The 26,912-nt window shown below is 67.1% G+C and carries 17 protein-coding genes, 1 tRNA gene and 4 pseudogenes; 12 read left to right on the top strand and 10 right to left on the bottom strand.

Going from position 1 to position 26,912, the window contains the following annotated elements; translation table 11 throughout:
* The first annotated feature begins 80 nt into the window (after positions 1-80).
* The 3 genes from cmk to AB0G08_RS16630 all read left to right on the top strand — a co-directional run bounded on the left by cmk (position 81) and on the right by AB0G08_RS16630 (position 2,437).
* Positions 81-761 carry a (d)CMP kinase gene (cmk, locus tag AB0G08_RS16640; RefSeq protein ID WP_358088195.1) on the top strand — a complete coding sequence of 227 codons (681 nt, stop codon included), beginning with the start codon at positions 81-83 and terminating at the stop codon, positions 759-761.
* Complete coding sequence (der, locus tag AB0G08_RS16635; protein ID WP_358088193.1) at positions 758-2,161, top strand: ribosome biogenesis GTPase Der; 1,404 nt, start codon at positions 758-760, stop codon at positions 2,159-2,161. Before cmk ends, der begins: the two co-directional genes overlap by 4 nt.
* Before the next feature lie 202 nt (positions 2,162-2,363).
* Positions 2,364-2,437 (top strand) — tRNA-Pro (locus AB0G08_RS16630).
* A gap of 355 nt (positions 2,438-2,792) precedes the next feature.
* On the opposite strand, the gene AB0G08_RS16625 is transcribed toward AB0G08_RS16630, so the two are convergent.
* Positions 2,793-3,083: a hypothetical protein gene (locus tag AB0G08_RS16625; RefSeq protein WP_358088191.1), complete on the bottom strand. Its 291-nt coding sequence runs from the start codon at positions 3,081-3,083 to the stop codon at positions 2,793-2,795.
* A 125-nt stretch (positions 3,084-3,208) separates the two neighbouring features.
* On the opposite strand from AB0G08_RS16625, the pseudogene AB0G08_RS16620 reads away from it, so the two are divergent.
* Positions 3,209-4,422, top strand: a pseudogene (locus tag AB0G08_RS16620) (IS3 family transposase).
* Here AB0G08_RS16620 and AB0G08_RS16615 read toward each other — a convergent pair.
* Positions 4,407-4,619: pseudogene (locus tag AB0G08_RS16615) on the bottom strand (hypothetical protein); the annotation flags it as partial. The pseudogenes AB0G08_RS16620 and AB0G08_RS16615 sit on opposite strands and share 16 nt — an antisense overlap.
* Before the next feature lie 2 nt (positions 4,620-4,621).
* Positions 4,622-4,816 (bottom strand): annotated as a pseudogene (locus tag AB0G08_RS16610) (IS5/IS1182 family transposase); the annotation flags it as partial.
* A 149-nt stretch (positions 4,817-4,965) separates the two neighbouring features.
* Between AB0G08_RS16610 and AB0G08_RS16605 the strand changes: the two are divergent.
* Together AB0G08_RS16605 and AB0G08_RS16600 are read left to right on the top strand one after the other, a co-directional pair.
* Positions 4,966-5,232 carry a hypothetical protein gene (locus AB0G08_RS16605; RefSeq protein ID WP_358088188.1) on the top strand — a complete coding sequence of 89 codons (267 nt, stop codon included), beginning with the start codon at positions 4,966-4,968 and terminating at the stop codon, positions 5,230-5,232.
* Between the two features lie 125 nt (positions 5,233-5,357).
* A complete protein-coding gene (locus AB0G08_RS16600; protein WP_358088185.1) occupies positions 5,358-7,403 on the top strand; it encodes a hypothetical protein in 2,046 nt (681 codons plus the stop codon).
* Positions 7,404-7,409: 6 nt separating this feature from the next.
* On the opposite strand, the pseudogene AB0G08_RS16595 reads toward AB0G08_RS16600, so the two are convergent.
* Both AB0G08_RS16595 and AB0G08_RS16590 read right to left on the bottom strand, forming a co-directional pair.
* A pseudogene (locus AB0G08_RS16595) lies at positions 7,410-8,234 on the bottom strand (IS5 family transposase).
* Between the two features lie 100 nt (positions 8,235-8,334).
* Positions 8,335-9,165, bottom strand: a complete 831-nt coding sequence (locus AB0G08_RS16590; RefSeq protein ID WP_358088226.1) for an IS5 family transposase — start codon at positions 9,163-9,165, stop codon at positions 8,335-8,337.
* A 1,047-nt stretch (positions 9,166-10,212) separates the two neighbouring features.
* Between AB0G08_RS16590 and AB0G08_RS16585 the strand changes: the two genes are divergently transcribed.
* Positions 10,213-10,665 (top strand): CPCC family cysteine-rich protein, encoded by a 453-nt coding sequence (locus AB0G08_RS16585; protein WP_358088183.1) that lies wholly within the window; start codon positions 10,213-10,215, stop codon positions 10,663-10,665.
* A 357-nt stretch (positions 10,666-11,022) separates the two neighbouring features.
* Positions 11,023-11,700 (top strand): hypothetical protein, encoded by a 678-nt coding sequence (locus AB0G08_RS16580; RefSeq protein WP_358088180.1) that lies wholly within the window; start codon positions 11,023-11,025, stop codon positions 11,698-11,700.
* A 305-nt stretch (positions 11,701-12,005) separates the two neighbouring features.
* Here the strand turns inward: AB0G08_RS16580 and AB0G08_RS16575 are convergent, their stop codons facing one another.
* Entirely contained in the window at positions 12,006-13,028 is a 1,023-nt protein-coding gene (locus tag AB0G08_RS16575) for a site-specific integrase (protein WP_358088177.1), read from the bottom strand.
* A gap of 553 nt (positions 13,029-13,581) precedes the next feature.
* Here AB0G08_RS16575 and AB0G08_RS16570 point away from each other — a divergent pair.
* Complete coding sequence (locus AB0G08_RS16570; RefSeq protein WP_358088224.1) at positions 13,582-15,018, top strand: endo-1,4-beta-xylanase; 1,437 nt, start codon at positions 13,582-13,584, stop codon at positions 15,016-15,018.
* A gap of 191 nt (positions 15,019-15,209) precedes the next feature.
* Positions 15,210-16,583 carry an RICIN domain-containing protein gene (locus AB0G08_RS16565; RefSeq protein ID WP_358088174.1) on the top strand — a complete coding sequence of 458 codons (1,374 nt, stop codon included), beginning with the start codon at positions 15,210-15,212 and terminating at the stop codon, positions 16,581-16,583.
* A gap of 103 nt (positions 16,584-16,686) precedes the next feature.
* Here the strand turns inward: AB0G08_RS16565 and AB0G08_RS16560 are convergent, their stop codons facing one another.
* Positions 16,687-17,394 (bottom strand): FCD domain-containing protein, encoded by a 708-nt coding sequence (locus tag AB0G08_RS16560; protein ID WP_358088171.1) that lies wholly within the window; start codon positions 17,392-17,394, stop codon positions 16,687-16,689.
* Positions 17,395-17,487: 93 nt separating this feature from the next.
* On the opposite strand from AB0G08_RS16560, the gene AB0G08_RS16555 reads away from it, so the two are divergent.
* A complete protein-coding gene (locus tag AB0G08_RS16555) occupies positions 17,488-19,818 on the top strand; it encodes an RICIN domain-containing protein (protein ID WP_358088221.1) in 2,331 nt (776 codons plus the stop codon).
* 75 nt (positions 19,819-19,893) lie between these two features.
* Here the strand turns inward: AB0G08_RS16555 and AB0G08_RS16550 are convergent, their stop codons facing one another.
* Positions 19,894-21,657 carry a family 43 glycosylhydrolase gene (locus tag AB0G08_RS16550; RefSeq protein WP_358088169.1) on the bottom strand — a complete coding sequence of 588 codons (1,764 nt, stop codon included), beginning with the start codon at positions 21,655-21,657 and terminating at the stop codon, positions 19,894-19,896.
* 142 nt (positions 21,658-21,799) lie between these two features.
* Positions 21,800-23,431 carry a ricin-type beta-trefoil lectin domain protein gene (locus tag AB0G08_RS16545; RefSeq protein ID WP_358088166.1) on the bottom strand — a complete coding sequence of 544 codons (1,632 nt, stop codon included), beginning with the start codon at positions 23,429-23,431 and terminating at the stop codon, positions 21,800-21,802.
* A 676-nt stretch (positions 23,432-24,107) separates the two neighbouring features.
* On the opposite strand from AB0G08_RS16545, the gene AB0G08_RS16540 reads away from it, so the two are divergent.
* Positions 24,108-26,192, top strand: a complete 2,085-nt coding sequence (locus tag AB0G08_RS16540) for an RICIN domain-containing protein (RefSeq protein WP_358088163.1) — start codon at positions 24,108-24,110, stop codon at positions 26,190-26,192.
* Between the two features lie 310 nt (positions 26,193-26,502).
* On the opposite strand, the gene AB0G08_RS16535 is transcribed toward AB0G08_RS16540, so the two are convergent.
* Positions 26,503-26,904 (bottom strand): FCD domain-containing protein, encoded by a 402-nt coding sequence (locus AB0G08_RS16535; RefSeq protein ID WP_358088160.1) that lies wholly within the window; start codon positions 26,902-26,904, stop codon positions 26,503-26,505.
* Positions 26,905-26,912: the final 8 nt, after the last annotated feature.

Below are 26,912 nucleotides of genomic sequence, written 5' to 3'. Positions count from 1 at the left end.
CCGGGCATCATTGAGAACGTTTGGAAAACCGCTCGCGGCACATCCGGTGTTTCGTGAGGTACGGGCTGAGGAGGACGACGGTGGAGGAAAACGAACGGGCCGGGCGATGCGTGGTCGCTGTGGACGGGCCGTCCGGTTCGGGTAAGTCCACCGTCTCCCGGCGGCTAGCCGTCGGCCTCGGTGCCCGCTATCTCGACACCGGCGCCATGTACCGCGCCATCACCTGGGCGGTGCTGCGCTCGGGGGTCGACCTGACCGACGCCGAGTCGGTGGCCAAGGTCGCCGGCGAGGTGGACCTGCGCATCGGCACCGACCCCCAGGGCTACGGCGTGACCGCCGACGGCGTGAACGTCGACGCCGAGATCCGCGGGCCGGAGGTGACCGGGGCGGTCTCCGCCGTGGCCGCCGTGCCTGCGGTGCGCGCCCTGCTGGTCACCCGGCAGCGCGAGATGATCGCCAATGCCGGCCGGATCGTGGTCGAGGGCCGCGACATCGGGTCCGTGGTGGCCCCGGACGCCGACCTGAAGGTCTACCTCACCGCCTCCGAGGCGGCCCGGGCCGCCCGGCGCAGCGCCGAGGACGCCACCGACGTCGCGGCGACCGCGGCCGACCTGGCCCGGCGGGACCGGCTCGACTCGACCCGCAAGGCCGACCCGCTGGCCCAGGCCGCCGACGCCGTGGTGCTGGACACCACCGAGCTGGGCATCGACGAGGTCGTCGGGCGCCTGCGCGACCTGCTGACCGATCGGGGAGTGGCATGACCGAGACCGACGGGTGGATCGAGCTGCGGGAACCGGACGTCGACACCGAGGAGCCGACCGGCCCGCAGCCGGTCGTGGCCGTGGTCGGCCGCCCCAACGTGGGCAAGTCGACCCTGGTCAACCGGATCATCGGTCGCCGCCAGGCGGTCGTCGAGGACGTCCCCGGGGTCACCCGGGACCGCGTCCCGTACGACGCGCAGTGGGCCGGCCGGCAGTTCACCGTGGTGGACACCGGCGGGTGGGAGCCCGACGCCAAGGACCGGGCCGCCGCGATCGCGGCGCAGGCCGAGACGGCGGTCGCGACCGCCGACGTGGTGCTGTTCGTGGTCGACGCGATGGTCGGCTCGACCGACGTGGACGAGGCCGCCGTACGGATGCTGCGCCGCAGCGCCAAGCCGGTGATCCTGGTCGCGAACAAGGCCGACAACACCGCCATCGAGATGGAGGCGACCTCGCTGTGGTCGCTGGGCCTGGGTGAGCCGTACCCGGTGTCGGCGCTGCACGGGCGCGGTTCCGGCGACCTGCTCGACGCCATCATGAACGCGCTGCCGGAGGCCCCGAAGATCGTCGAGAACCGGCCGCGCGGCCCGCGCCGGGTGGCCCTCGTCGGCCGGCCGAACGTCGGCAAGTCCAGCCTGCTCAACCGCTTCTCGGGCGAGGAGCGGGCGGTCGTCGACTCGGTCGCCGGCACCACCGTGGACCCGGTCGACAGCCTGGTCGAGATCGGCGGGGAGACCTGGCAGCTGGTCGACACGGCGGGCCTGCGCAAGCGGGTCGGCAAGGCCAGCGGCACCGAGTACTACGCCAGCCTGCGGACCGCCGCGGCGATCGAGGCCGCCGAGGTCGCCGTGGTGCTGCTGGACTCCAGCGAGCCGATCAGCGAGCAGGACCAGCGGATCCTGTCCATGGTCACCGAGTCCGGCCGGGCGCTGGTGATCGCCTTCAACAAGTGGGACCTGGTCGACGCCGACCGCCGGTACTACCTGGACAAGGAGATCGATCGCGAGCTGCGCCGCATCCCGTGGGCGATCCGGCTCAACCTGTCGGCGCAGACCGGCCGGGCGGTCGACAAGCTGGCGCCGGCGCTGCGCAAGGCGCTGGCCAGCTGGGAGACCCGGGTGCCGACCGCGCAGCTCAACTCGTGGCTGACCGCGCTGGTGCAGGCGACCCCGCACCCGGTGCGCGGCGGGCGGGCGCCGAAGATCCTCTTCGCCACCCAGGCGGGCGTGGCGCCGCCGCGTTTCGTGCTGTTCACCACCGCTCCGCTGGACGCCGGCTACCAGCGGTTCGTCGAGCGCAAGCTGCGCGAGGAGTTCGGCTTCGAGGGCAGCCCGATCGAGATCTCCGTACGCCCCCGCAAGAAGCTCGGCCCCGGCGGCCGGGGCAAGGCGCACGGCTGACCCGCCGCACCTGAAAAAGCCGGGTGGAAGCACGCTCCCACCCGGCTTTTTCGCCGCCCGCCAACTCCCCTTATCCTCCTAGGACGCTCTAGGGGAGGTGCGCCGGACGACGCGTTCCGGCACGGGAGGGGGCAGTGCGGACGGCGCGAAGATCCTGCGCTAAGCTGTACCGGCTGTCGCGGGGAGCACCGCGCGGGAGCATCGGGACGTGGCGCAGCTTGGTAGCGCACTTGACTGGGGGTCAAGGGGTCGTCGGTTCGAATCCGGCCGTCCCGACCGGTTGACCTGGGGAGATGAAGATCTTCTCGGGTAACGGCGGTAACATCCGGTAACGGATGATCTTTATTGGCGGTAACGGCGCGGACCGTGGGCCGCCGGTCAGCTGACTATGGAACGCGCTGACCTGCCGTTTCATCTGCATCCCGGATGAAGCGGCATTGTGGTCTCTTGATTCCGTGTCAAGCGCTCCAGATCTGCCAGCTGTTGCTACGTCGGGTGTTTCGACGGTCCTGAATGCGAGGCAGGATCGCCGGCGCTCCCGGGTCCTGGTCTTCACGAGTTCGACCGGTGGACGGTGGAGCAACCTGTCATCGCGTCGGCGGAGAGGTCGGCGTCGACCTGGCTCGGGCGACTACCTCCTGAGCAGTTCGATGAGCGCGGTGTCGCCTTGGGCCAGGATCGGCGGTCCATGCAGCGGTGTGGCCAGGACCCGTCGGCATTGGTCGAGTTCGATGTAGACCACGTCGCCGGTGATCGTGGCGTCCTGTAGGGCAGCGAAGCGGTCTGCGGCGACTGAGCACTGCTCAGCGGGGCGTAGCGCTGCCAGCATCCGCTCGATGGCCGCCCGCCGCTTCTGTGGCAGGAGCAGTCCGTACTCGAAGGTCCCGGCTGGCTGGGGCGTTTCCTGCTGCTGCGCCGGCACCCGGTACACGCACAGACGCACTCGGGACGGGAGCGACACCCGGCCCGGCCGTGGGAGGAGCCTCGGGTTGGGCTTCCCCCTGAGATGTGGACACCCTGAGACTGGATGTTGGTCCAGAGGAAGGGGTGTCCCAGTTTGGGCGTCCATCGAAGTACACGGAAGAGTTCCGGCGTGACGCGGTTGACCTGGCCCGTTCGTCGTAGCGGCCGATCAACCAGGTGGCGCGTGAGCTGGGGATGAGTCACGAGACGCTGCGCAACTGGGTCCGCGCCGCCGAACGCCAGAGCGGGGTCGCCGCGACCGCCTCGGGTGGGGACGGGTTGTCGGTGGCGGACAAGGACGCCGAGATCGCCCGGCTGCGGCGTGAGGTCGCGGAGTTGCGGCAGGAGAAGGAGATCCTGCGCAAGGCAGCCGCCTATTTCGCGAAGGAGATGGATCGGTGACCAGCCGCTTCCGGTTCATCTCCACCCACCGCGCGTCTTCGGCGTCAAGCGGCTGTGCCGGGTCCTGGCGGTATCCCGCTCCGGGTTCTACCGCTGGACCGCCAGCGAGCCCGCCCGGCAGGCTCGCGCCGCCGACGAGGACGCCCTCGCCGAACAGATCAAGGTCATCCACGCCGACTCCGGTGGCACCCTACGGATCCCCTCGGGTGACCGTCGAGCTGCACGACCAGGGCGTGCGCGTCAACCGCAAGCGGGTCGAGCGGATCATGCGCCAACGCGACGTCGTGGGTCGGCACCTGCGCCGCCGCAAACGCACGACCATCCCGGATCCGGCTGCCCCACCAGTGCCGGATCTGATCGGCCGGGACTTCACCGCCACCGCACCGGATCAGCGATGGTGCGGCGACATCACCTACCTACGCGTCGGCGCCGGCTGGCTGTATCTGGCCACGGTCATCGACATCGCCACCCGACGGCTGATCGGCTGGTCGATCAACACCCACATGCGCGCGGAACTGGTCATCGACGCCCTGGACGCCGCGGTCGCCGCCCGCGGCGGCCGGGTCGACGGCGTGATCTTCCACTCGGACAGGGGCGCCCAATACGGCAGCGACGCCTTCGCCGAAGCCTGCCGTCGCCACGGTGTCCGCCGCTCGATGGGGCGGATCGGCTCGTCGTACGACAACGCTCTGGCCGAGGCGTTCTTCGCCACCCTCAAGCGTGAGCTCGACGTCAACCGCCGACGGTGGGCAACCGAGGCCGACGCCCGCCGCGACGTGTTCCGGTGGATCGCCTTCTACAAACACCGACGCCGTCACTCCGCGCTGGGCTACCTCAGCCCCGCCGACTACGAACAGACCCTCACACCGACTACGCTGCATCAGGTCGCGGCATAACCCGGTGTCCACATCCCGGGGGGAACCTCAATCGGGGTGCGGTGGGGCTGGTCGGTGTCGTGTTGGGCGGTGTCGATCGTGACCATGCGGGCTCTGGCGAGGAGTTCCAGGCCCATGTAGCGGCGGCCTTCGGTCCATTCGTCGGTCTGCTCGGCCAGGACGGCGCCGACGAGGCGGATGATCGCCGGGCGGTTGGGGAGTTCGTGCGCCAGTACGCCGCTACCAGCAACACCCGATAGGCGAGGTCGAGAGACCACTGCCGGCCCGGTCGGCCGTCAGCGATCGCGTTACCGCCATGCTCGGCGACCAGCCGGACCAGCCTGCGGAACTGGGCGGGCTGCAGCCCGGTGAACGGAAAGATCCACTCCGACTGGGCCGCCGAGATCACCTGCACCCCGACGTGATCCACCATGGACCGACCACCGAGTTACGAGACGTCCCTTAGAAGTAAGCCACAAAGCGGGCGCTCTCGGCGTAAACGTAGGCCCATGTAGCAGGATGTCGTGGATGGAGTATGGGCATGCTTGCCCGTACCCTATAAGGATGGTGGAGCCACTTACAGACGACCAGCTGGCAGATCTGTACAACGATGAGTCTTTCAGGCGGGCGCTCTCTCGACTACTGGATCTTCGCTTGCTCTTCCAAGAATGTATTATTACAAAAGACTTCAAAATTACCCAGCAGATGTATGATCCGCTGGTCCTTACTGACGAAGGCCAGCGAACCGTCGATAAATTCGTAAAGCGGGGGATTCCCTACCCGCAGGCTCGGTTTTCTGCCTATTGGACATACTTCAAACTGGACCACTGATTGATCCTGCAAAGACCGACACGAATAGACTCCTCCAAGTAGCCTCGGAGCAGGTCGAAAGCGGAGACATGCGCTATCCGTATACATTTGGCCGACTCCTTTACGACAGAGCGAATGATCTAGGCATGAACGCCAAAGTTCGCCTCAACCATCGTGACACTCTAGACCTGCTAGACGGAACTCCACAAGGCGTCTTCCAGGTCGGTGCGTTTGTAACTGGGCCGTTCGGCATAGTTGAATCTGAACACCGGCGCGGCTGTCGCCCTCGCATGGTTGTCAGGTATCATTGTTCGGATCAGGCTTGTCAAGCTTTGCATTATCACGCGCTTGAGACCTCCCGAGAAGCTGAAATTAACGAGAATCGAGAAAAGGCCGACAGGGTCCTCGCCAGGGAATTTCCGAGTGTAAGCGACTGGCCGGGCTACTACAGGCGCTTTCCGGAATTCGATAGGCATCGAACTTATGACGACTTTGCCGGCGACACGCTACCGTTTCTTCTTGGTGATGCGCTTTCTCTAGGCGAGCTGCAACAGCTCGTTGCGTATCTGCTCGACAACACTCAAGGAAGACTGCGCGCCTTTTGGCGAGAGCGGGCCGGATTGAATGGGCCAGCTGCGCGAATCGTTGAGGGCCTGGGATCAGCTCAACTCATGCAGGTGTGCCTTGTGGCCTCAGATGCAGACATATCCTCGGCTCTGGACGCGTTAGTTGCATCGGGGGCCATTTTCGTTCCTGCGGGAGAGGTCCGTCGGCCCGTCATCAATGCGTCTCGCACGAGTGGCGCCTTTGAGCTGAGTCCGCGACTGAGTCGATTTGGTGTTCGCATCCAGCCGGGTGATAACTCGCTTGCCGCACTTCGCCTTCGACGTCTAGTCCGACAGATGTACCGATTTGATAAAGAGGAGGACCGGCTCGAACTCGCATGGCATTTGCAGCTTAGGGACGAAGGCACGGATACGCTCGATGCCGTTCTAGAGCAGTACCTTCAGTCTAGTACGCCGCGCCAGGCTGTTTCTACGCTTCTCCTCGCGAGGCGAAGCAATTTCATTGTTGCAGCAGATAAATTGAACCTCAATGAAAGGGCTCTATCCACCGACGAGGATCGCATTAATGCGGTGCTTTGGAAGCTAGGCTTCACGGCGGAAGACTTGCTCGATCCTCATGCCCGGTTTTGGGTGCTTCATGAAAAGATGGTGACTTTGACCCGGCAGAGTCCCATTAATCCGCTTGGGCCTGACGAGGAGCAACTCCGGAGCCAAGCGGTCAATTATTTTGTAGCACTGGAAGACCTCCTTAAGGATTCTCTCCTTTACTCGACCTGGTGTCTTACCGTTGATCACTACTCGAGCCCACAACGCTTCATCTACCGCCCGCATTTGGCTAAGGAGATCTCCCTTCGAGTGTTGAAGGAGCAGGCGGATCTAGATGTTGACGAGGACGGCCGCCCGCGGCTCGCCATAGATGACAAAATGACTCTCTATCCTTTGACGAGAGGATTCGGTCTATTGGCGAATGCACTTCGCGACTTCCAGGCGCGAGCTAAGGATCTCGTAAGGCCGGATAAGGGTGTTCCGCTCTGGTATAAATATCAGTCATTAGAGCGCTTCCCATTTTCGCATACGGTGCCCTTCCTCGATCTCTTGCCCGACAGCAGAACGGACGTGCTTGAGAGCCTTGAAGAGGTATCGAGAAGACTTGTGGGTGCCGACGTAAGCGAGGCGCGCAATGAATGGCTCCACCCCCGTCGAAGGGGAGGGCAAATGGACCGTCTCCGAGGGAGCCTGGATGCGGTGAGAGATGCCGTAGAGATGCTTCAGAACAAGGGCTTCTCCAGGCAGGTCTATCGGCGGGCAAAGACGGAGCGCGACGAAGCTGGTCGTTCTACAGTGGTTCTTGCGGATAGTCGAGGCCAAGAACTGGTTGTTTTCCGTCCGTCGGGATTTGCGTGGATCGGCCTTCCTGGCCTTGACGTGCCCCAACATGTCATGTCGGCTGCGCGTTTTGCTGAGCCGAGTGAGGTTCTTAGGTTTAGAACGGAGGAGGATTCGGAGTTCGCGCGTTTGTGGACTGGATATCCAGCCAGACCGCGCAGGGGGGCGGACTCAGCCGCTGCCCGTGTGTATGCCGGTATCGGCGTTCCAGAACAACGATCAGACGAGGATCGCGTCTAACAACTCCTAACTCTTTGAGCGTTGGAGTCGGCGCCAGCAGATGATGGGGCAGGCGAGGGTGAGGAACGCTTCGTGGATGTCGTCGTGGATCTCCCAGCGGATGCGTAGGCGGCGGAACCAGTGCAGCAGGGCGATGGTCTGCTCGACGACCCAGCGTCGGGTGCCGAGCCCTGACCCGTGGCCGGTGCCGCGTCGGGCGATGACCGGGGTGATGCCCTTGGCCCGCAGCTGCCGGCGGTAGCAGTCGTAGTCGTAGCCCCGGTCGGCGTAGATCCGCTCGGGTCGTTGCCGCCGGGCCGCGGATGCCTTTGATCCGGGGGGTCTTGTCGACCAGGGGCAGCAGTTGGGTGACGTCGTGGCGGTTGCCGCCGGTCAGGCTCGCGACGAGGGGGATGCCGCCCGCGTCGGTGATGACGTGGTGTTTCGAGCCTGGCTTGCGGCGGTCGACCGGGCTCGGGCCGGTTTTGGGCCGCCCTTGATCGCCCGGACGTGGGTGACGTCGATTACCGCCCGGGACATGTCCGACTGCCCCGCGGTCCGGAGTCTGCCGAGTAGGACCTTATGCAGTAGTTGCCAGACGCTGGCGTCGTTCCAGTCCCGCAACCTGCGCCAGCAGGTCATGCCTGACCCAAAGCCGAGTTCTTGGGGTAGGTACTCCCACGGGATCGCGGTGTAGAGCACGAACAGGATCCCGCACAACACCTTGCGGTCATCGAAGGGCTTGCGGCCTGGGTGCCGATGCCGCCGGGGCGGACGGGGTGGCAGCAGCGGTGCGATCTCGGCCCAGAGTTCGTCCGAGACGATCCACGGCGGCTGCGCACCCCTCCTCACGTTCAGACAGAACGATCCTCACGTCCCGAGGACACGCCGAACATCATTTCGTTAGGAGCTCTTAGAGGGCATCTGATCTCGCTTGGTGAGGTTGGTCCGATTAGGCGGTTTCGTTTCGCCAGGTTGGGGTGGATTCTCCGGTGAGATAGCGGCTCATTGTGTTAGCCATCGCCCATTGGATCATCGCCCGGGTGCGTTGGGGAAGGGTCTCGTAGTCACGGACGAGTCGTCTGTGCTGCATCAGCCAACCGAAGGTCCGTTCCACGACCCACCGCCGGGGCTGGACGTGGAAGCCCTTCCCGGCGTGGCGGGGCACCCGCTCGACGTCGATTCCCAGCCGGGCGCCGTGCGCTCGTACGGCGGTGTTGTAGCCACCGTCGACCCACGCCTTGACCACGCCCGGATGGTCCGCGGACACGCTGGTGAGCAGGTGCCGGCCGGCGGTGGAGTCCTGCACCGACGCGGCGGTGACGATCACCGCCAGCAGCAAGCCGAGGGTGTCGGTGGCGATGTGCCGCTTGCGTCCCTTGATCTTCTTCGCCGCGTCGATGCCCTGGCTGGACTCGCCGACGTTGCTGGAGGTCTTCACGCTCTGCGAGTCCAGAACCACCGCTGACGGGCTCTCGCGGCGGCCGCGAGCGACCCGGACCCGATCCCGCAGCAGATCGTGAATCCGCTGCGTCGTCCCGTCAGCTTCCCACTTGGCGTAGTAGTCGTACACCGTCTTCGCCGGCGGGAAGTCGTGCGGCAGGTACTCCCACGCGATCCCCGTCCTGGCCACGTACAGGATCGCGTTAACGATCTCCCGCAGGTCATGCACCGGCCGGCTGATCCCCAACCCCACCCGCGCCGCCCGCCACGCGGTCAGCACCGGCTCGATCAACGCCCACCGCTCATCCGACAAGTCCGACCGATACCCACGCCGCTGCACGCCCACGCCGCGATCAACGAAACAGGCCCACCACCGCAACGGCCGAACGTGAAACAGCCACTACACGGATCAGATGCCCTCTTATGCATCGAGGACTGGGTCGCCGAGGCGGCACTGTTCGCGCTCGTCGCCGAGGCGTACCGAGAACCGGCCCTGTGGGAGGGGGGTACAACAGCTCGGCTGAATGTGGCGGTGGCAGCAAATCGGTTGGTCACGATCGAGCAGTCGCTGGTGCAGTTGATGCTCGTCACGCCTTGCTTAGCACGGTAGGGCTCTTCGGCGGCAACACCAAGGCCAGCTCGGCCCCAGCGTTTGCGAGCGTGCTGACGCAAAGAGCGCCCGGCGGAGTTTGAGCAGTTCTATCCTAGGACGCACTGCAAGTAGTGTTTCTCCTCAACACTGCAGCTGTACGGGACGGCAGGGCGAGTCCTTGACCGTTCGCCGTAACGAATCCGGTAACGGCGACGGCCCACCAGGGGAGGAGTGGCCGACATGAGATGGCATGAGGCGTGATGCGTGCTGTCGTTCTGTCTGGGTATGCGGATGTATCGAGCTGTTCCGACAAGGCGTGACAGAATCGTTGTAGAACTGGGGGTCAAGGGGTCGTCGGTTCGAATCCGGCCGTCCCGACAAGGTGTAACAGCAGGTCAGAGGGCTGATCCGACATATCGGGTCGGCCCTTCTGGCTTCCTGGGGACCACGGCGGTCAAGTGCGCCGGGCCGGTAGCGCATCTTGACCGCTGGTCAAGTTTGAGGTGGCTACCCGGGCCATCTGCCGAGTTGTTCGTTATCAAAGCGGCCCGCAAGCGGGCCGCGCCGGCCCGGCCGGCCACGCTTGGGGAGACAACAAGACCTTGAAGACCTCGGGGCTCCGCCCCGAACCCCGACCCTCCTCAGAGATGCCGCGTCAATGTAGACGTCAGCATGGAACCCTTGTGGCTTACGTCTACACCGCCCTACGCGCAGACTTCGCCGCCCTCACCCCTTGACCTCCATAGGAGCATCGGGATGGCGACGCGCGTACCTCCGGTCTGCCAGGATTGGGAGGTGGGTGATCAAGCGTCGGTATACGTGCGTCGTGGACCGGAGGGCGGGCCGTATGGCTGTCCCTGCTGCCGGTGCATCACGCTCGACGAGCGCGGCATGTACCAGATCTGCGTGGTGTGTTTTTGGGAGGACGATGGATCCGACGATGCCAGCGCCCATGAACCCAGCGGGCCGAACGGTTCGCTGACCCTGGCCCAAGCGCGGGAGAACTTCGCGCGATTCGGCGCATGTGACGAGCTGGGGGCGGACTGGCCTGATCAGTTTGAAGAGGTCCGATGTCGGCTGGCCGACGGCATGCCGGTAGACGCAGCCATTGCCCTGATGCGCCAGCGGGGCCTTAGTCGACTTGCGTCGATGAAGGTTCTCTGGCACCTAGTGGTCGCGGATGTTGGCGCGGTAAGACACCTGATCGATGAGAGCGCCGTGTGGGTCCGCCGCAGGTCAAAGGGCTGATCCGGAAATCGGGTCGGCCCTTTTTGGCGTTCTGGGGACCAAGATCAGTCAAGTTGGAGCGTGCCTGGCGCTGCTTGACTGCTGGTCAAGTTCACGACGGCTGGTCCCTTGCCTGCCGGATTGTTCCCTCAGAGCATCAAGGCGGTCCTGGACGGGCCGCATGCGCCGGCGCCTGGACGTCGCCGGCCGCTTGCCACTGTCGCTCTGCGACCGCCGCGCCCATGCCCGACGGCTGGCGTGGGACGGTCACGTTCCTGCCTCGACCATCCGACCTGCGATGGGAAGCCATGTGACGGGCTGCGGTACGGTGCCAAATCAGCTGCCGAGTCTGTGGGGCCGTTCGTCCTGTCAGGAGAGGTGACCGTGCAGTTGCATCGGAACACTACGAGACTGCGCAAGACTTGCCTCGCCTGGGGGCTGTTCGGGGCGCTCGTCTGGTTGGCGGCACAGTGGGCCGGGGCCAACCCTGATCACTTTCATCACAGCAAGGCACCCTTCTACGAAGTTGTTAGCGCGGCCATAGTCGCCGTTTCTCTCCTCGCGTGGCTGATGCTGCTCTGGCCGTTTCTAATGAAAGTCGATGTGGATGGCCTGACGCTTCGGCTGCGGGGAATCACGACCCGGTTGCCTTGGGAGTCGGTGGAGTCGCTGATCGTGATGAAGGCGGGGGAGTCGTGGGAGGCGCCGAACATGGAGATTCGCCTGGCTCCGGGGGTGAAACTCGGGGGACGGGTGGCCACTAAGCGAAACGGACGCCGGATCTACTCGCTGCTCGCCCTGGACAGTTTCACCGTCGCACCGGAAGAAGTGATCGCGGCTCTGCAGCGGTATGGCGGAGGCAGGGTCGATGCGCAGGAGTACCTTCAACACCGGGCGGCGAAGCGGGCCGTCGCGCGATACATGCGTGGCGATGAAGTTCAAGCCGACCCGCATCTGGCCGAATACATGGCAGCACAGCGGAGCACCGAAGCGGAGAAGCGCGAGAAGTTGTCATCGGGTGACGACCAAGAGCCGGACTCGCTTACTTCTTCCTGAACCGTGTGTTGCGTTCGTCGAGCATGTCAGCGCCCGGGGACCAAGTGGGGACCACACGGCCTGTGCGATGGTGCGCGGCACGACGTCGACTGCACGGCCTGATCTTGGGGATAGCGTGCGTGACGTGCGGGAACGCTTACCGAATCGTCCTGGGGGTCCAAGGGGTCGTCGGTTCGAATCCGGCCGTCCCGACAGTAAAACAGCAGGTCAGGGCCTTGATTCACTTCGGTGGGTCGGGGCCTTCTTGCTGTCTCGTCTCACAATTGATCACGTACGCTCGTACTGCTAAATGTCGGGTGCTGGAGTCACCCGAACAGCCCTGATTCGAGCTGCTCAGCCGCCACCTTCAAGTGGCTGCTGTCGGGGTGGACGTAGACCCGCTTGGCGAGCGTGCCGCCGTCTGCGTGGCCGGCCCAGGCCGCCAGGACGACGTCGGGCACTCCGGCGCCGGCGAGGTAGGTCAGGCAGGCGTGCCGCGCGTCGTACGGCCGGACCTTGCCAACCCCCACCTTCGCCATCAGCTCGTAGACCCGGCGGCGGAACCAGGCGGTACGTTGCGGCTGGCCGAGCTCGTCGACCAGGACGTAGCCGCTGTCGACGTAGACGTCGCCCGCCTTCAGGCGCTCCTTCTTCTGCAGGGTCTGGAACGCCTTCAGCGCCTTCGCGGCCGTCGCCGGCATCGGTAGGCCGCGTTTGCCGGCCGCCGACTTGGCCTCCTTCTCCTCGATCTCGCCGTCGACGAGCGTCCGCGTGTTCTCCCCGGCCGTGATCGTGCCGGTCTCGAAGTCGATGTCGGACCAGCGCAACCCACACACCTCGGCCGGGCGCAGGCCCATCAGCGACAGCAGGCAGGGGGCGTGCAGGCGCTCGCCCGCGATGCCTGTCAGGAACGTCTTCGCCTCCTTTTGGGTCCAGGGCTTGCGCTGTGCCCGCGTCTCGGCGTCGGCCTTCGCTACCGCCCTTGGGATGGTCACGAACGCTGCGACGTTGCGCACCACGAGCTGGCGGCGAACCGCCACATTCAGCGCGGTCCTGAGACGGCCGAGCGTCAGGCGCACCGAACGGACGCCCAGCCCCGTTCCCGGCTTGCCGCCGCGCCGACGCCCCTCGGTCAGCATCCAGTCGATCAGCGCCTCGATGTCAGCCTCGGTGACGTCTTGGAGCGGCTTGCTGCCGAGACGGGCGCGGACCGGCAGGAGCGCATCACGGTAGTTGGCGGCGGTAGCCTTCTCGACCACCTCTTCCTGGGTCCAGGGCCTGCGCTCAGCTTGTGCTTCGGCGGTCCGGTCGGCGAGCTTCGGCGCGTCGTTGCTGCGGTTGAACCGCAAGTTGTGGATGGCGTCGGGCCGCCGTGAACGTGGCGGTGTCGAGGGACCGGCGATCGGCGGCCATCGCTCGCTCCAGGTGCGCCCTGCCCGAGCGGCTGTGAGCGATAACAGGATCGCAGCCGGTCGCATCCGCAGTAGCGACCACATCCGGCACGCCGAGCGTTTCGTGAGGCAGGGATGGCCGAGCGGCTAGGTCGCCCTGGCGGATGAGTGCGTCTTGGGGCTTGGGAATTGATGATCCGTTACGTCTTGACGAAGGCGATGTTATCGCTCACCCTCGATGTCGAGGCTGACTGCGGCCGTGGCTCACCGGGCGAGCCCTCGCTGGTCGACCTCGCGATCATGACGTCCCCCCAGGGCATGCGGACGTCACCTCAGGACATCCGCTGGCGACAGCGACCGGACTGCCGGTGTCGGTGCCGTCCACCTCACTGACCGTCCGCGAGCCGCGCCCGCCGTTCCGGGCTTCCCGAGCCAACTGGCACATCACCACCACCGGTATTGATGACTGGATAGGAACGCCATGACATCCAAGAGAACCCTGCTGTCGGCGATGGCCCTCGCCGTGGCGCTGACCGCGGGTATGACGGCGACGCTGGACTCCACGGCCAGTGCCGGAACCACCCTGAAAGCGTCCGCAGCCGAGAAGGGTCGCTACTTTGGCGCGGCCGTCGCGACGGGCAAGCTCTCCGACAGCCAGTACGTCGGCATCCTCAACCGCGAGTTCAACAGCGTCGTCGCCGAGAACGAGATGAAGTGGGACGCCACCGAGCCCCAGCAGGGCCGGTTCAGCTACACCGGCGGCGATCGTCTCGTCAGTCACGCCCGGGCCAACGGCATGAGCGTGCGGGGTCACGCCCTGCTCTGGCACGCGCAGCAACCGGGTTGGGCGCAGAGCCTCTCCGGTAGCGCGTTGCGCAACGCCGCGATCAACCATGTCACCCAGGTGGCCACCCACTTCCGAGGCCAGATCCACTCCTGGGACGTGGTCAACGAGGCGTTCGCCGACGGTGGCGGCGGCGGACGGCGTGACTCCAACCTGCAGCGCACGGGCAACGATTGGATCGAGGCGGCGTTCCGCGCCGCCAGGGCGGCCGATCCCGGTGCGAAGTTGTGCTACAACGACTACAACACCGACGGCGTCAACGCGAAGTCGACCGGTGTCTACAACATGGTGCGGGACTTCAAGACCCGGGGCGTGCCGATCGACTGCGTCGGTTTCCAGTCCCACCTGGGCACCTCGCTCCCGGGCGACTACCAGGCCAATCTGCAGCGCTTCGCCGATCTCGGGGTCGACGTGCAGATCACCGAGCTCGACGTCATGAAGGGCTCCAACCAGGCCAACATCTACGCCGCGGTCACGCGCGCCTGTCTGGCCGTCTCGCGCTGCAACGGCATCACCGTGTGGGGTGTGCGGGACAGCGACTCCTGGCGCGGCACCGACGACGCCCTGCTCTTCGATAGATCGGGCGACAAGAAGCCGGCGTACACCGCCGTCCTCAATGCCCTCAACGAGGGCGGCAACCCGCCCTCCACGCCGCCACCGGGCCTGCCGGTGGACACCAGTGCCTGGTATCTGCTGGTGAACCGGAACAGTGGCAAGGCGTTGGACGTGTACAACCTCGCGACCAATGACGGTGCGCGGATCAACCAGTGGACGCGGAACGGCGGGGCGAACCAGCAGTGGCAGTTCGTGGACTCGGGTGGTGGCTACTACCGGTTGAAGTCCCGGCACTCCGGCAAGGTGCTGGACGTCTACAACTTCTCCACCTCCGACGCCGCCGCGATCGTGCAGTGGAGCGACGGCAACGGCACGAACCAGCAGTTCCGGCTCGCCGAATCGGCCGGAGGTTACGTGCGTGTGATCAACCGCAACAGCGGCAAGGCCGTGGAGGTGCAGGGCGCGTCCACCAGCGACGGGGCAAACGTCGTCCAGTACACCGACTGGGGCGGCAACAACCAGCAATGGCAACTGATCCGTATCGGTTAGCTGGTCTTCCGCTAGGTGGCGCGGACGGCATCCGTTCGCGCCACCGCAGGTGGGCAACCGGCCAGGGACACGCGCCGGTGGCCGCATCGCACCCGTACGACGAACACCGTGCCGACGCCGGACGGCGGCACGCACCCCAGGCCATCCGCCTGCGTTCCGCTCGCGGGTGACCCCGACCAGAGGAGTGGACCATGAGTGCCATCGGTGCGGCTCGTCCCGCCCTCCCATCGAGACATCGCTGGCGGTCAGGGCTGGCCGCGGCGGCCATCGCGGCCGGCACGTTGGTCGCCGTGAACGCGGCCCCCGCGGCCGCGGCGACCGTGGACACCGACGCCTGGTACGTCCTGGTGAACAGGAACAGCGGCAAGGCGCTGGACCTCTACGCCTCGGCCACCAACGACGGTGCGCGGATCAACCAGTGGACGCGGAACGGCGGGGTGAACCAGCAGTGGCAGTTCCTGGACTCGGGTGGCGGCTACTACAGGCTGAAGTCCCGGCACTCCGGCAAGGTCCTCGATGTGCACAACTGGTCGACCGCCGACGGCGGGGCCATCGTGCAGTGGTCCGACAATAACGCGACGAACCAGCAGTTTCGGCTCGCGGACTCGGACGGTGGTCACGTCCGGCTGATCAGCCGGCACAGCGGCAAGGTCGTGGAGGTGCAGGGTGCCTCCACCGCCGACGGTGGGAACATCGTGCAGTACTCCGACTGGAACGGCGCCAACCAGCAGTGGCAGCTTGTCCGCGCGGGCAGCGACGATCCGCCGCCGGGAGGCACCGGGTGCGGTAGGGCCCCGACGCTGTCCAGCGGCACGCACACGATCCAGAGCAACGGCAAGAGCCGTTCCTTCATCCTGCGGGTGCCCGCCAACTACAACAGCAACAATCCCTACCGGCTGATCTTCGCGTTCCACTGGCGCGGCGGCACCATGCAGGAGATCTCCTCGGGCGGCACCAGTGGGACGGCATGGTCCTACTACGGGCAGCAGGAGCAGTCGAACAACAGCGCGATCCTGGTCGCGCCCCAGGGAATCGGCAACGGCTGGGGCAACGCCGGCGGTGAGGACGTCACCTTCGTCGACGACATGATCAGACGGATCGAGAGCGACCTCTGCGTCAACCCGAGGCAGCGGTTCGCCCTCGGCTTCAGTTGGGGCGGCGGCATGAGCTATGCGCTCGCCTGCGCCCGGGCCACTGTCTTCCGGGCGGTCGCGGTCATCGCCGGCGCACAGATCAGCGGGTGCAGCGGCGGTACGCAGCCCATCGCGTACTTCGGGCTGCACGGCATCTCGGACAACGTCCTGAACATCTCGCAGGGGCGTTCGTTGCGCGACACGTTCGTCCGGAACAACGGTTGCGCCGCCCAGAACCCGCCCGAGCCGGGGCCGGGCAGCCGTACGCACGTCACGACCGCCTACTCCGGCTGCAGGGCCGGCTACCCGGTCCAGTGGGCCGCGTTCGACAACGGTCACATGCCCGGGCCGGTGGACGGGACGTACGCCGAGAGTGGCGTCACCACCTGGACCAAGGGTGAGATCTGGAGGTTCTTCGCGCAGTTCTCGTGACGCGGACGGGTCGGCCGGCGCCGGCTCCCGCGACGCGGGGGTCGGCACCGGCTGACCTCGGGCCGAGACGGCGAGGACCCTGAGCGCCGGCCTCCTGGCCGGGTCAGCGTTGCAGGCGGGCAGGCTTGTCCGAACCGCTGCGGCGGACCAGCCACGCCTCGGTGATGTGGGTGAACATGGCTTCGGCCGCGCCGTTCGGGTCGTGCGCCGCGATGCGCTCGTAGATACGCCGGTGGCCGCGGTTGGACGCCACGCACAGGGAGCGTTCGGTCCGGCCCACGTAGCGGGCGGTGTCGATGAGCTGGCTCTCCAGCGCCCGTACGAGACCGCGGGCGATGCGGTTCCCGGACGCCTGCATGACCGTGTCGTGGAAGGCCCGATCGTGCTCGTGGTAGGTGACGTGGTCGTCGACGAGCTCGTCCATCCGGTGCACCAGCGCGCGTAGCCGGTCAGTGGTTTCCGCGTCGGCGAGGCGGGCGGCGACGTTCGCCATGTCGGACTCCAGCACCCGCCGGGTGGCGACGAGGTCGTCGAGGATGGCGAGGCTGTCGTCCTCGGCGATGGTGGCCCCGAGGACGAGTTCGTCGAGCATGTCCCAGTCCGATGGTGGGGTGACCATGGCGCCGGCACCCTGGCGGACCTGCACCAGCCCCTTCTCCTGGAGGATCTTCACCGCCTCCCTGACGACGGTCCGGCTCACGGAGAAGGTCTCGCAGAGGATCGGCTCGCCACCGACGGCCTGCGCTACCTCCGGGAAGTCCTCGGGTGACGCGCCGCCACGCACCGAGCCCGCCTCGTCGAGGCGATCCACCCACACCCCACCTCAGGTCAGGAGTACCGTCCCGTGCCCGTTACGTCCCTACCGTCGCCGCGCCGGCTGCTGGCCGGCGCCACCGCGACAGCGATGGCCGCCCTGGTCGCGGTGGTCGCCTCGGCGTCCCCGGCCTCCGCCGCCACCACCACCCTTTACGCGGCTCCATCCGGCACCGGCAGCAGTTGCTCAGCCAGCCAGCCGTGTTCCCTGACCTCCGCACAGGCGGCGGTACGCACGCGCAACAGCGCGATGTCCGGTGACATCGTCGTCGAACTGGCCGACGGCGTGTACCGGCTCTCGTCGCCGATGCGACTGACCGCGGCCGACTCGGGCACCAACGGCTACCAGGTGATCTGGCGGGCGGCCGCCTCCGCTCGCCCGACGATCACCGGCGCCCGGGCGGTCACCGGTTGGTCGCTCGCCGACTCCGCGAAGAACATCTGGCGAGCCGACGTCGGAGCCGGGCTGGACAGCCGCCAGCTCTACGTCAACGGCGCCGTCGCCACGCGGGCACGTACCGCCGTGAACCGGGCCGACTTCACCTTCAGCACGACCGGCATGCGGTTCAGCAACAGCGCGCTGAGCTACCTGAACAACCTGGGCAACCAGAGCAGGGTCGAGGTGGAGAGCGTCGGCTCGTTCACCGACCGGTACTCACCCGTGCAGAGCACCAGCGGGAACTTCCTCACCATGCAGCAGCCCGCGTGGAACAACAACACCTTCGGGTTCGACACCCTCTCCAGCCCGCACCGGGCGGGCCCCTTCCACCTGACCAACGCCTACGAGTTCCTGGACTCACCGGGGGAGTGGTACCTCGACCCGGGCAACGGCCAGCTCAACTACATTCCGCTCGCCGGACAGAACATGAGCACCGTGAGTGTGGAGTTGCCGCGGTTGCAGTCCCTGGTCAACGTCGGCGGCACCTACGACGCCCCCGCGCACCACATCTCGTTCAGCGGGATCACCTTCACGGGCACCAGTTGGCTCGGCCCCAGCAGCAGCAACGGCTTCGCCGACCAGCAGACCGGCGCCCACATCACCGGCACCTGGGCCCGACCGGCCGACGCGCTGACCTCCTGCCAGGCCGGCTGCCCCCAGTTCGAGGCCACCCGGCCGAGCTGGAACCAGATGCCCGCTGCCGTACAGGTCTCCGCAGCCAACACCATCACCTTCAGCGACTCCCAGTTCGTGAACCTGGGGCAGACGCCCATCGGCATCGGCAACGACGGCAACGGTCACACCAGCGGCGTCGGCCTGGGCGCCAGCAACATCACCGTCACCCGCTCCGAGATCGCCCGCAACTCCGCGGGCGGGATCGTGGTCGGCGGTGTACGCGCCGACGCCCACCACCCCAGCGACCAGCGGATGGTCAACCGGGACATCACCATCAGCAACAACCGGGTCCACGACCTCGGCCTGGAATACCGGGGTGTCGTCTCGATCCTGACCACGTACGTCAACACCGCCACCATCTCCCACAACGAGGTCTACAACATGCCGTACACCGGCCTCTCGGTCGGGTACGGCTGGGGCGCCAACGACGCCGGCGGCAGCCAGCACTACGCCAACCGGGGCCTGTACAACTACCAGCCGCGGTACACGACGGCCACCACCGCGTCCAACAACCGGGTCGTCGGCAACTACGTGCACGACGTGATGCAGCAGATGACCGACGGCGGGTGCATCTACACGCTCTCGGCGAACCCGGGCGCAACCATCAACGAGAACTACTGCCTGCGGACCAACGGCTGGTTCGGGCTCTACTTCGACGAGGGCTCCCGCTACCACACCGCCCGCAACAACGTCTTCTCCGCCACCGGCACGTGGGCCACCGCGAACTACTGGTACGCGGAGAACATGGGCAACTTCACCGTCACCAACAACTGGTCGACCAACGGCAGCACGAACGTGACCAACGGCGACCGCGGCAACGTCGTCAACGGCAACGTCACGGTCACCGGCGGCAGTTGGCCGTCGGGCGCGCAGGCGGTGATGGCCGCCGCCGGCGTGCAGAGCGGCGGCGCCAACCCGCAGAACGTGCAAATCGTCGGGGTGCAGTCCGGCCGCTGTGCCGAGATCGGCGGATCCAGCACGACCAACGGCACGCAGGCCCAGATCTGGGACTGCGTCGGCACCGCCAACCAACGGTGGACCTCCACCGCCAGCCGGCAGCTCATGGTCTACGGCACCAAGTGCCTGGACGCCTCCGGCCAGGGCACCGCCAACGGCACCACGGTGGTGATCTGGGACTGCAACGGCCAGGCCAACCAGCAGTGGAACATCAACGCCAACGGCACGATCACGGGTGTGCAGTCGGGTCTCTGCCTGGACGCCGACGGCGCCGCCACGGCGAACGGCACGAAGCTCATTCTCTGGTCGTGCAACGGTGGCACCAACCAGCAGTGGCAGCTGCGAAGCTGACTTCCGGAACGTCGCGGCCGGTCAGCGCTGGGTGGTGACGGGGGACCGCCACCACCCAGCCCACCGTCGGTCCGCTCAGGCGCGCGACCACTGCATGCTGGTCGCCGAGGTGCACGTACGCTGCTCGAGCGCGGCGCCGAGAGCGGTGGAGCCGCCGACCACGCCCAGGCACTTGTTGCTGTTGACGTTCACCAGTTCGTGGTAGCCGCTGCCGGTCGATCGCCAGGTGAACGCCTGGTTCAGGCCCTCGTGGCAGGTGTACTGGACGATCCGGGCGCCGTCGGCCACCGAGGCGTTCAGGACGTCGACGCACTTGCCGCTGTTGACGCTCTGCAGCCGCACCGCCCCGTTGCCGGCGTCGAGGAAGCGCCACTGTTGCCAGGTCGAGCCGTTGCCGGTCCACTGACCGATCACGGCGAGGTTGTCGAGGTTGGGCTGCTGGACGTCGACGACCTGCCCACTGTTGCGGTTGGTGATCCGGTACGACGGCGAGGCGCCGCCGCCGAACTGCCACCAGTTCACGTTGAACAGGTTGCCGCTGCCGCCGGCGAAGCGCAGGTAAAGGTCGTGCGTACCGGTGGCTCCGCTCACGCCGCACGTGGTGTTCGTCCAGTTCTGCCAGCCGCCGGTGCCACCCACGGTGCAGGTGCCGACGAGCGGGCCGCTCGCACTGTCCAACCGCACCTCGATGCGACCTCCGCTCGTGCCGGAGGCGACCCGCGCGGTGAAGGACGTGGCACCGGCGCCGAAGGCGACCCCCTTGACCTTGATGGTGTCGCCGTTGTCGATCCAGCCGACGTTCATGCCGCCCTCGCTGGACGGTTCGGTCTCGATGCCGGAGCCCCAGGCGATCGTCTCGGCCTCCTGCCGGACGTACGGGTTCAGCGTGCCGACCTGAGGAGGGCCCGCGGTGGTCATGTTGATCGTGGGAAAGGTGCCGTTGGAGTTGTAGGTGAACCGCTCCACCGCGACGGAGCGGGTGTAGCCGCCGCCGCCGGGCAGCGCGCCGTTGTGGTAGAAGAAGTACGACCCGCCGTCGAAGTCGATGACACCGGCGTGGTTGGTGAAGCTGCTGCCCTGTCGGGGCATGATGGCCCCGCGGTACGTCCAGGGTCCCGTGGGGCCGGGCGCGGTCGAGTAGGCGATGAACTCGGAGCAGCACTCCGCCGCGAAGACGTTGTAGTAGAGCCCGTTCCGTTTGTAGACCCAGGGGCCCTCCTCGTAGAGGGTCGGCCGGCTGGGGTTGCCGGTGCGGGTGCCGTACCCGGCGGTGCTGAGCGGGATCTGGGTCGCCCCGCCCGAGAACGAGATCATGTCGGGGTTGAGCCGCACGTACCACAGGTTCGGGTTGCCCCAGTACAGGTACGCCTGGCCGTCGTCGTCGATGAAGGCGTGCGGGTCGATCTCACCGTTGCCGACGAGTGGTCGACCGAGCGCGTCCCGGAAGGGACCGGTGGGGCTGTCCGCCACCCCGACCCCGATGACCATCTGCCCGTTCGAGCGCTGGCGTACGGGCACGTACCAGTAGAACTTCCCGTTGCGGGCGACGACCTGGCCGGCCCAGGCGTTGGCGTCCGCCCAGGCGAAGGTCGCCAGGCTCATGGGAACGCCATGATCCGTCCAGTTCACCATGTCGGCGGACGAGTACACCCGCCACTCGCGCATCGTGAAGTAGGTGGAGCCGTCCTCGTCATGCCCGGTGTAGACGTACACCCGGCCGTTGTGCACCATCGGCGCCGGGTCAGCGGTGTAGATGTTCTGCACGATCGGATTGTCGGCGCGCGCCGTACCCGGCAGCACCGCGACTGCGCAGGCGAGGCTCGCGATTGCGGCGACCACGCGTCGGAATCCCCGACGGGCCCGGAGCGGAGCTCGTGATTGCACGATGTACCCCCAGATTGTCGAGCGGTTTCCACTGGTCGGCGAGCCGGCCGGGTGGACGTGCCGTCCACCCGGCCGGCCTCAGGTCAGCGGCCGGCGGTCACACCCGGCTCCACCGCTGGTTCGCGTTACCGTGGCAGGACCAGAGGATCACCGCCGTGCCATTGGCCGTGCCGCCGTTGTTGACGTCGAGGCAGAGCGACGAAAAGCGGACATTGCTGACCGTGCCGTTGCTGTTCAACGTCCACTGCTGGTTGGTGCCGCCGTTGCAGTCCCAGATCTGCACCCGGGTGCCGTTGGCCGCGCTGGTCGGGACGTCCAGGCACTTGCCGAGGATCCGCAGCGTCTGGCCGTCCTGGCTGATCTGCTGGTTGGCGTTGCCGTGGCAGTCCCAGATCAGGGTGCCGGTGCCGTTGGCGGTGTTGGCGTTGTCGACGTCGAGGCAGCGCCCTGCCGACTCGCTGCGCAGCCGGAACGTGGTCGGGGGCGGCGGGTCGGTGGTGCCGCCGCCGCTGACCCGGAACACCACGGTGCCGTGTGCCGGGACGCTCGCGGAGATGCTCCCGGTGGTGGTGGAGGTGCTGTTGGTCCACGCGTCGCGCAGGGTGAACGAGCTGCCGGTCTTGCCGATCGCCGCCGCGGTGGTGGCGATCGTCGTGGTGGAGCTGCCCTGGTTGAACAGGGCGACGGCGACGTCGCCGTTGGTCAGCCGCTTGGCCAGGATCCGCCGGGTGCCGTCGTGGGAGACCTGGACCGCTTGGAGACCGAGCGGATCCTGGTTGATGGCGGCCAGGTTCTGGTTCTTCAGGATCGCCAACGTCGCCGCGTTCGCCGAGCGCAGGTCGTTGCCCATCATGAGCGGCGCCGCCATGACCGACCAGAGCGCGAAGTGGCTACGCATCTCCGTGTCGTTCATGCCGCCGTTGCCGACCTCCAGCATGTCCGGGTCGTTGAACCCGCCCGGTGCGGCGTAGCCGGCCAGCGGCACGTTGACGTCGACGATGTTCTGGATGCCCATCGGGTAGCCGTTGGTCTGGCCGGTGTTCCACGCGTTGGTGATGTCCTCGGTGGTGCGCCAGAGGTTCGCCACGTCGCTCCAGTTGCGCTGCGGCCCGGTCTTCTCGTGGATGCTGTTCGGGTTGATGCTGTAGACGATCGGCCGGCCGGTGGCGGCCAGCGCGTCGCGCATGATGCCGAACCGGGCGACCTGGTCGTTGATGGTCCCGGTCGGCGAACACCAGTCGTACTTCAGGTAGTCGACGCCCCAGGCGGCGAACTGCCGGGCGTCCTGGTACTCGTGGCCGAGGCTGCCGGTGGAGCCGGGGAAGGCGTCGAAGTACTGGGCGCAGGTCTGATCCAGCGGAGCCTGGTAGAGGCCGAACAGCAGACCCCGCGCGTGCAGGTAGTCCCCGAGCGCCTTCATCCCGCTCGGGAACCGCTCGGGGTGGGCCTGCAGATTGCCCTGCGCGTCCCGGTTGGGGTTGAACCAGCAGTCGTCGACGACGACGTACTTGTACCCGAGGTCCCGCAGGCCGTTGGTCACGATCGAGTCGGCCATCTGGCGGATGAGCGTTTCGTTGATGGAGCAGCCGAAGGTGTTCCAGGTGTTCCAGCCCATCGGCGGGGTGCGGGCGGCTCCGTTGTTCAGCGCCTGCGCCGGCTGCGGCGCGACGACACCACCGGCGAAGGCGGTCGCGGCCGTCACCGCCAGGACGCCCAGGACAGCGGTCATCCATCTCCTGCGTCTGTACACGTTGTTCCTCCTCGGGAGCTCCGGCGTCGGCGGTCGGTAGCCGGTGCCGTGACTGATCGGTACGGCGGGGACGGTTGCGCCCGTCCGTACTCGCGGCAGGTTGCTGTGTGAGAGGCCGCCCGGCCACGCGCGGAGCCGAGGCGACGGTGCCCTGGTCGCGTCGGTCGCCCCGCTGTCGCCAGCCCGGCGGCTCCAGCCGCGCTGCCGTTCGCGGATGATGGGACGATTGCAGCGATGTTATCGCTCACATCGATTCGTGTAAATTGGCAACAGACGATGTCCTTGGGGAGTGCGGGTGGATTGCCCGCGATGATGGGCTGAGAGGGCTTCTCCGCAGATCACCATCAGTGTGATCGCGGGTGCCGGATCGAGGCGCGTGCCGGCCGCCCCGGGGAGCGGCGGCTCTGCCCGAGGTTACGCCTTGACTGGCAGCGTGTTATCGCTCACAGTCGATGGGTCGGATCGGTGGCCGGCTCGGCCCGCCAGACCGAAGATCATTTCCCTAGCGGGTCGTCCGGGCTGCGCCTCCTGGGCAGGGGCGCACCGACCTGTCAACGATCACGACGCGCCGCGGATCGGACCTGGTGGTCGTCTGCTGCCTGACGACGGCTCGACCGACCGACTCCGGCTCCTGGTTGTCTCCTGAAGGAGGATCATGTCTACCAACGGTGGTCTTACCTGGGCTGTGTCGGGGCGGCGTGGGTGGTTGTCCCGCATCGCCGCGGCCGTGGTGGCGGTGCTGGTGGGCGGCGCGCTCGTCGCGGTGTCTCCGTCGCCGGTGTCGGCGGCGACGGTGGACACGAATGCGTGGTACGTGTTGGTGAATCGCAACAGTGGCAGGGTGTTGGACCTGTACAACATGGCCACGGGCGATGGTGCGCGGATCGCGCAGTGGTCGCGTAACGACGGGAACTGGCAGCAGTGGCAGTTCGTCGACTCCGGTGGCGGCTACTACCGGTTGAGGTCGCGGCATTCGGGCAAGGTGCTGGACGTCTCCGGGGCTTCCACGGCCAATGGTGCGAGCGTGGTGCAGTGGGCTGATCACAACGGGACCAACCAGCAGTTCCGGCTGGCGGATTCGGCGGGTGGGTACGTGCGGTTGGTCAACCGGAACTCGAACAAGGTGGTGGAGGTGCAGAACGCCTCGACCGCCGACGGTGGCAACGTCGTGCAGTACGACGATTTCAACGGCAGCCACCAGCAGTGGCAGCTGGTCCGCGTCGGCGACGGCGCAAACCCCGGTGGCTCCTTCACCAACCCGGTCGTCTGGCAGGACTTCGCCGACGTCGACATCATCCGGGTCGGCGACGTCTACTACATGTCCGCCTCCACCATGCACTACTCGCCCGGCGCCCCCGTGCTGCGGTCGTGGGACCTGGTGAACTGGGAGTTCGCCGGGCACTCGGTGCCCCGGCTGGACTTCGGCGCGAAGTACGACATGGCAGGCGGCAGCCACGGGTACGTCGACGGCATCTGGGCCTCCACGCTGAACTACCGGCCGAGCAACCGGACCTTCTACTGGGCCGGCTGCGTCGACTTCGCCCAGACACACATCTACACCGCCTCCGCCGTCGACGGCACGTGGAGCCGGCACACCACCATCCCCCACTGCTACTACGACGCCGGGATGCTGATCGACGACAACGACACCATGTACGTCGCGTACGGCAACGGCACGATCAGTGTGGCGCAGTTGTCGGCCGACGGGCGTACCCAGGTGCGGGCCCAGCAGGTGTACCAGACGCCGTCGAACATCGGCACGCTGGAGGGGGCGCGCTTCTACAAGCGCAACGGCGCCTACTACATCTGGCTCACCCGCCCCGCGAACGGCCAGTACGTGCTGAAGTCGACCAGCGGCCCGTTCGGCCCGTACGAGCAGCGACAGGTGCTGCTCGACATGGCGGGCCCGATCTCCGGCGGCGGTGTGCCGCACCAGGGCGGGCTCGTGCAGACCCCGAACGGCGCCTGGTACTACATGGCGTTCACCGACGCCTACCCGGGCGGCCGGATGCCGACGCTGGCGCCCATCACCTGGACCAGCGACGGCTGGCCGCAGGTGCAGACGGTCAACGGCTCCTGGGGCGTCAACTACCCCAACCCGCTGCCGTCGCGCCCGGTCAAGCCGCTCACCGGCACCGACACCTTCACCGGCACCACCCTCGGCGTCCAGTACGAGTGGAACCACAACCCGGACGACAGCCGGTGGTCGGTGAACAACGGGCTGCGTCTGCAGACCGCGTCGGTGACCGACGACCTCTACCGCGCGCGCAACACGCTGACCCACCGGATCCAGGGCCCGACCTCGACGGGCACCATCGAACTGGACTACTCCGCCATGCGCGACGGCGACCGGGCCGGACTGGCGATGCTGCGCGACACCTCGGCGTGGATCGGCGTCACACGGGACAACGGGGCCACCCGCGTGGTCATGACCAACGGCCTGACCATGGGCACCGACAACTGGAACACCACCGGCAAAGGAACCGAGATCGCCGGCGCCCCGGTGTCCGGCGGGCGGATCTGGTTGCGGGCCAACGCCGACATCCGGCCCGGCCCGGGGCGGCAGGCCAGGTTCTCGTACAGCACCGACGGCGTCACCTTCCTCCCGCTCGGCAACGCCCTGACCCTCAACAACGCCTGGCAGTTCTTCATGGGATACCGGTTCGGCATCTTCAACTACGCCACGCAGTCGTCGGGCGGCACGGTGACGGTGCGCCGATTCACCCTGGCGACACCGTGAGGTCGGTCGGGACCCCGAGTACGTAGGGGCACACCACCCTGTGGTGATCGCACCTGCGCGGGTGGGAGCGGAGCAGCGCCGTACCGCTCCCACCCGGGGCCCGCTGGCCGACGCCGACGACCAGCGGGCCCCGCCACTCCCTTCCGGCCGTCCGACCCTTCCGCCGCGCCGGACACGACCTGTCTCCGGTGCCGGCGCTGGTCGTGGCGGGCGAGCGGCACTTCGTCGTCGTCACCGACCCCGGCTCGTTGGAGCGTCGCCACACCTGGCCCGACCCGCCTGATGTTCCGTGACGCCGTCGGTCCGGACGTCACGCGTCCGCCGCGGTGGCGGCGAGCACCGTACGCAGCCACGCTTCGGAGGTGTTGACATGCATCAGCGCGCTGGCCTGGGCGAGCAGTTGGTCGCGCGAACGCAGCGCGAGGTAGATCGCGCGGTGCTCGTCGAGCGTCGTGTGTGCCGCGTGACCCTCGATCGACCCACGCCAGACCCGGGCCCGCACCGTGCGGCCGGACAGCCCGTCCAGCAGCGACGTGAGGGTCTCGTTGCCGGTGCTCGCGATGACGGTGTGGTGGAAGGCAGTGTCGAACTGGATCAGCTTCTCGGCGTCGTCAGCCGCCGACCGCATGTCCTCCAGGATCCGACCGAGTTCGTCGAGCTGCGTGTCGGTCATCCGCAACGCCGCGACGCCGGTCGCCACCGGTTCCAGCATCCGGCGTA

It is taken from the genome of Micromonospora sp. NPDC023644 (assembly GCF_040640115.1).
Taxonomy (GTDB): domain Bacteria; phylum Actinomycetota; class Actinomycetes; order Mycobacteriales; family Micromonosporaceae; genus Micromonospora.
This window is presented reverse-complemented; position numbering and strand designations above follow the sequence as displayed.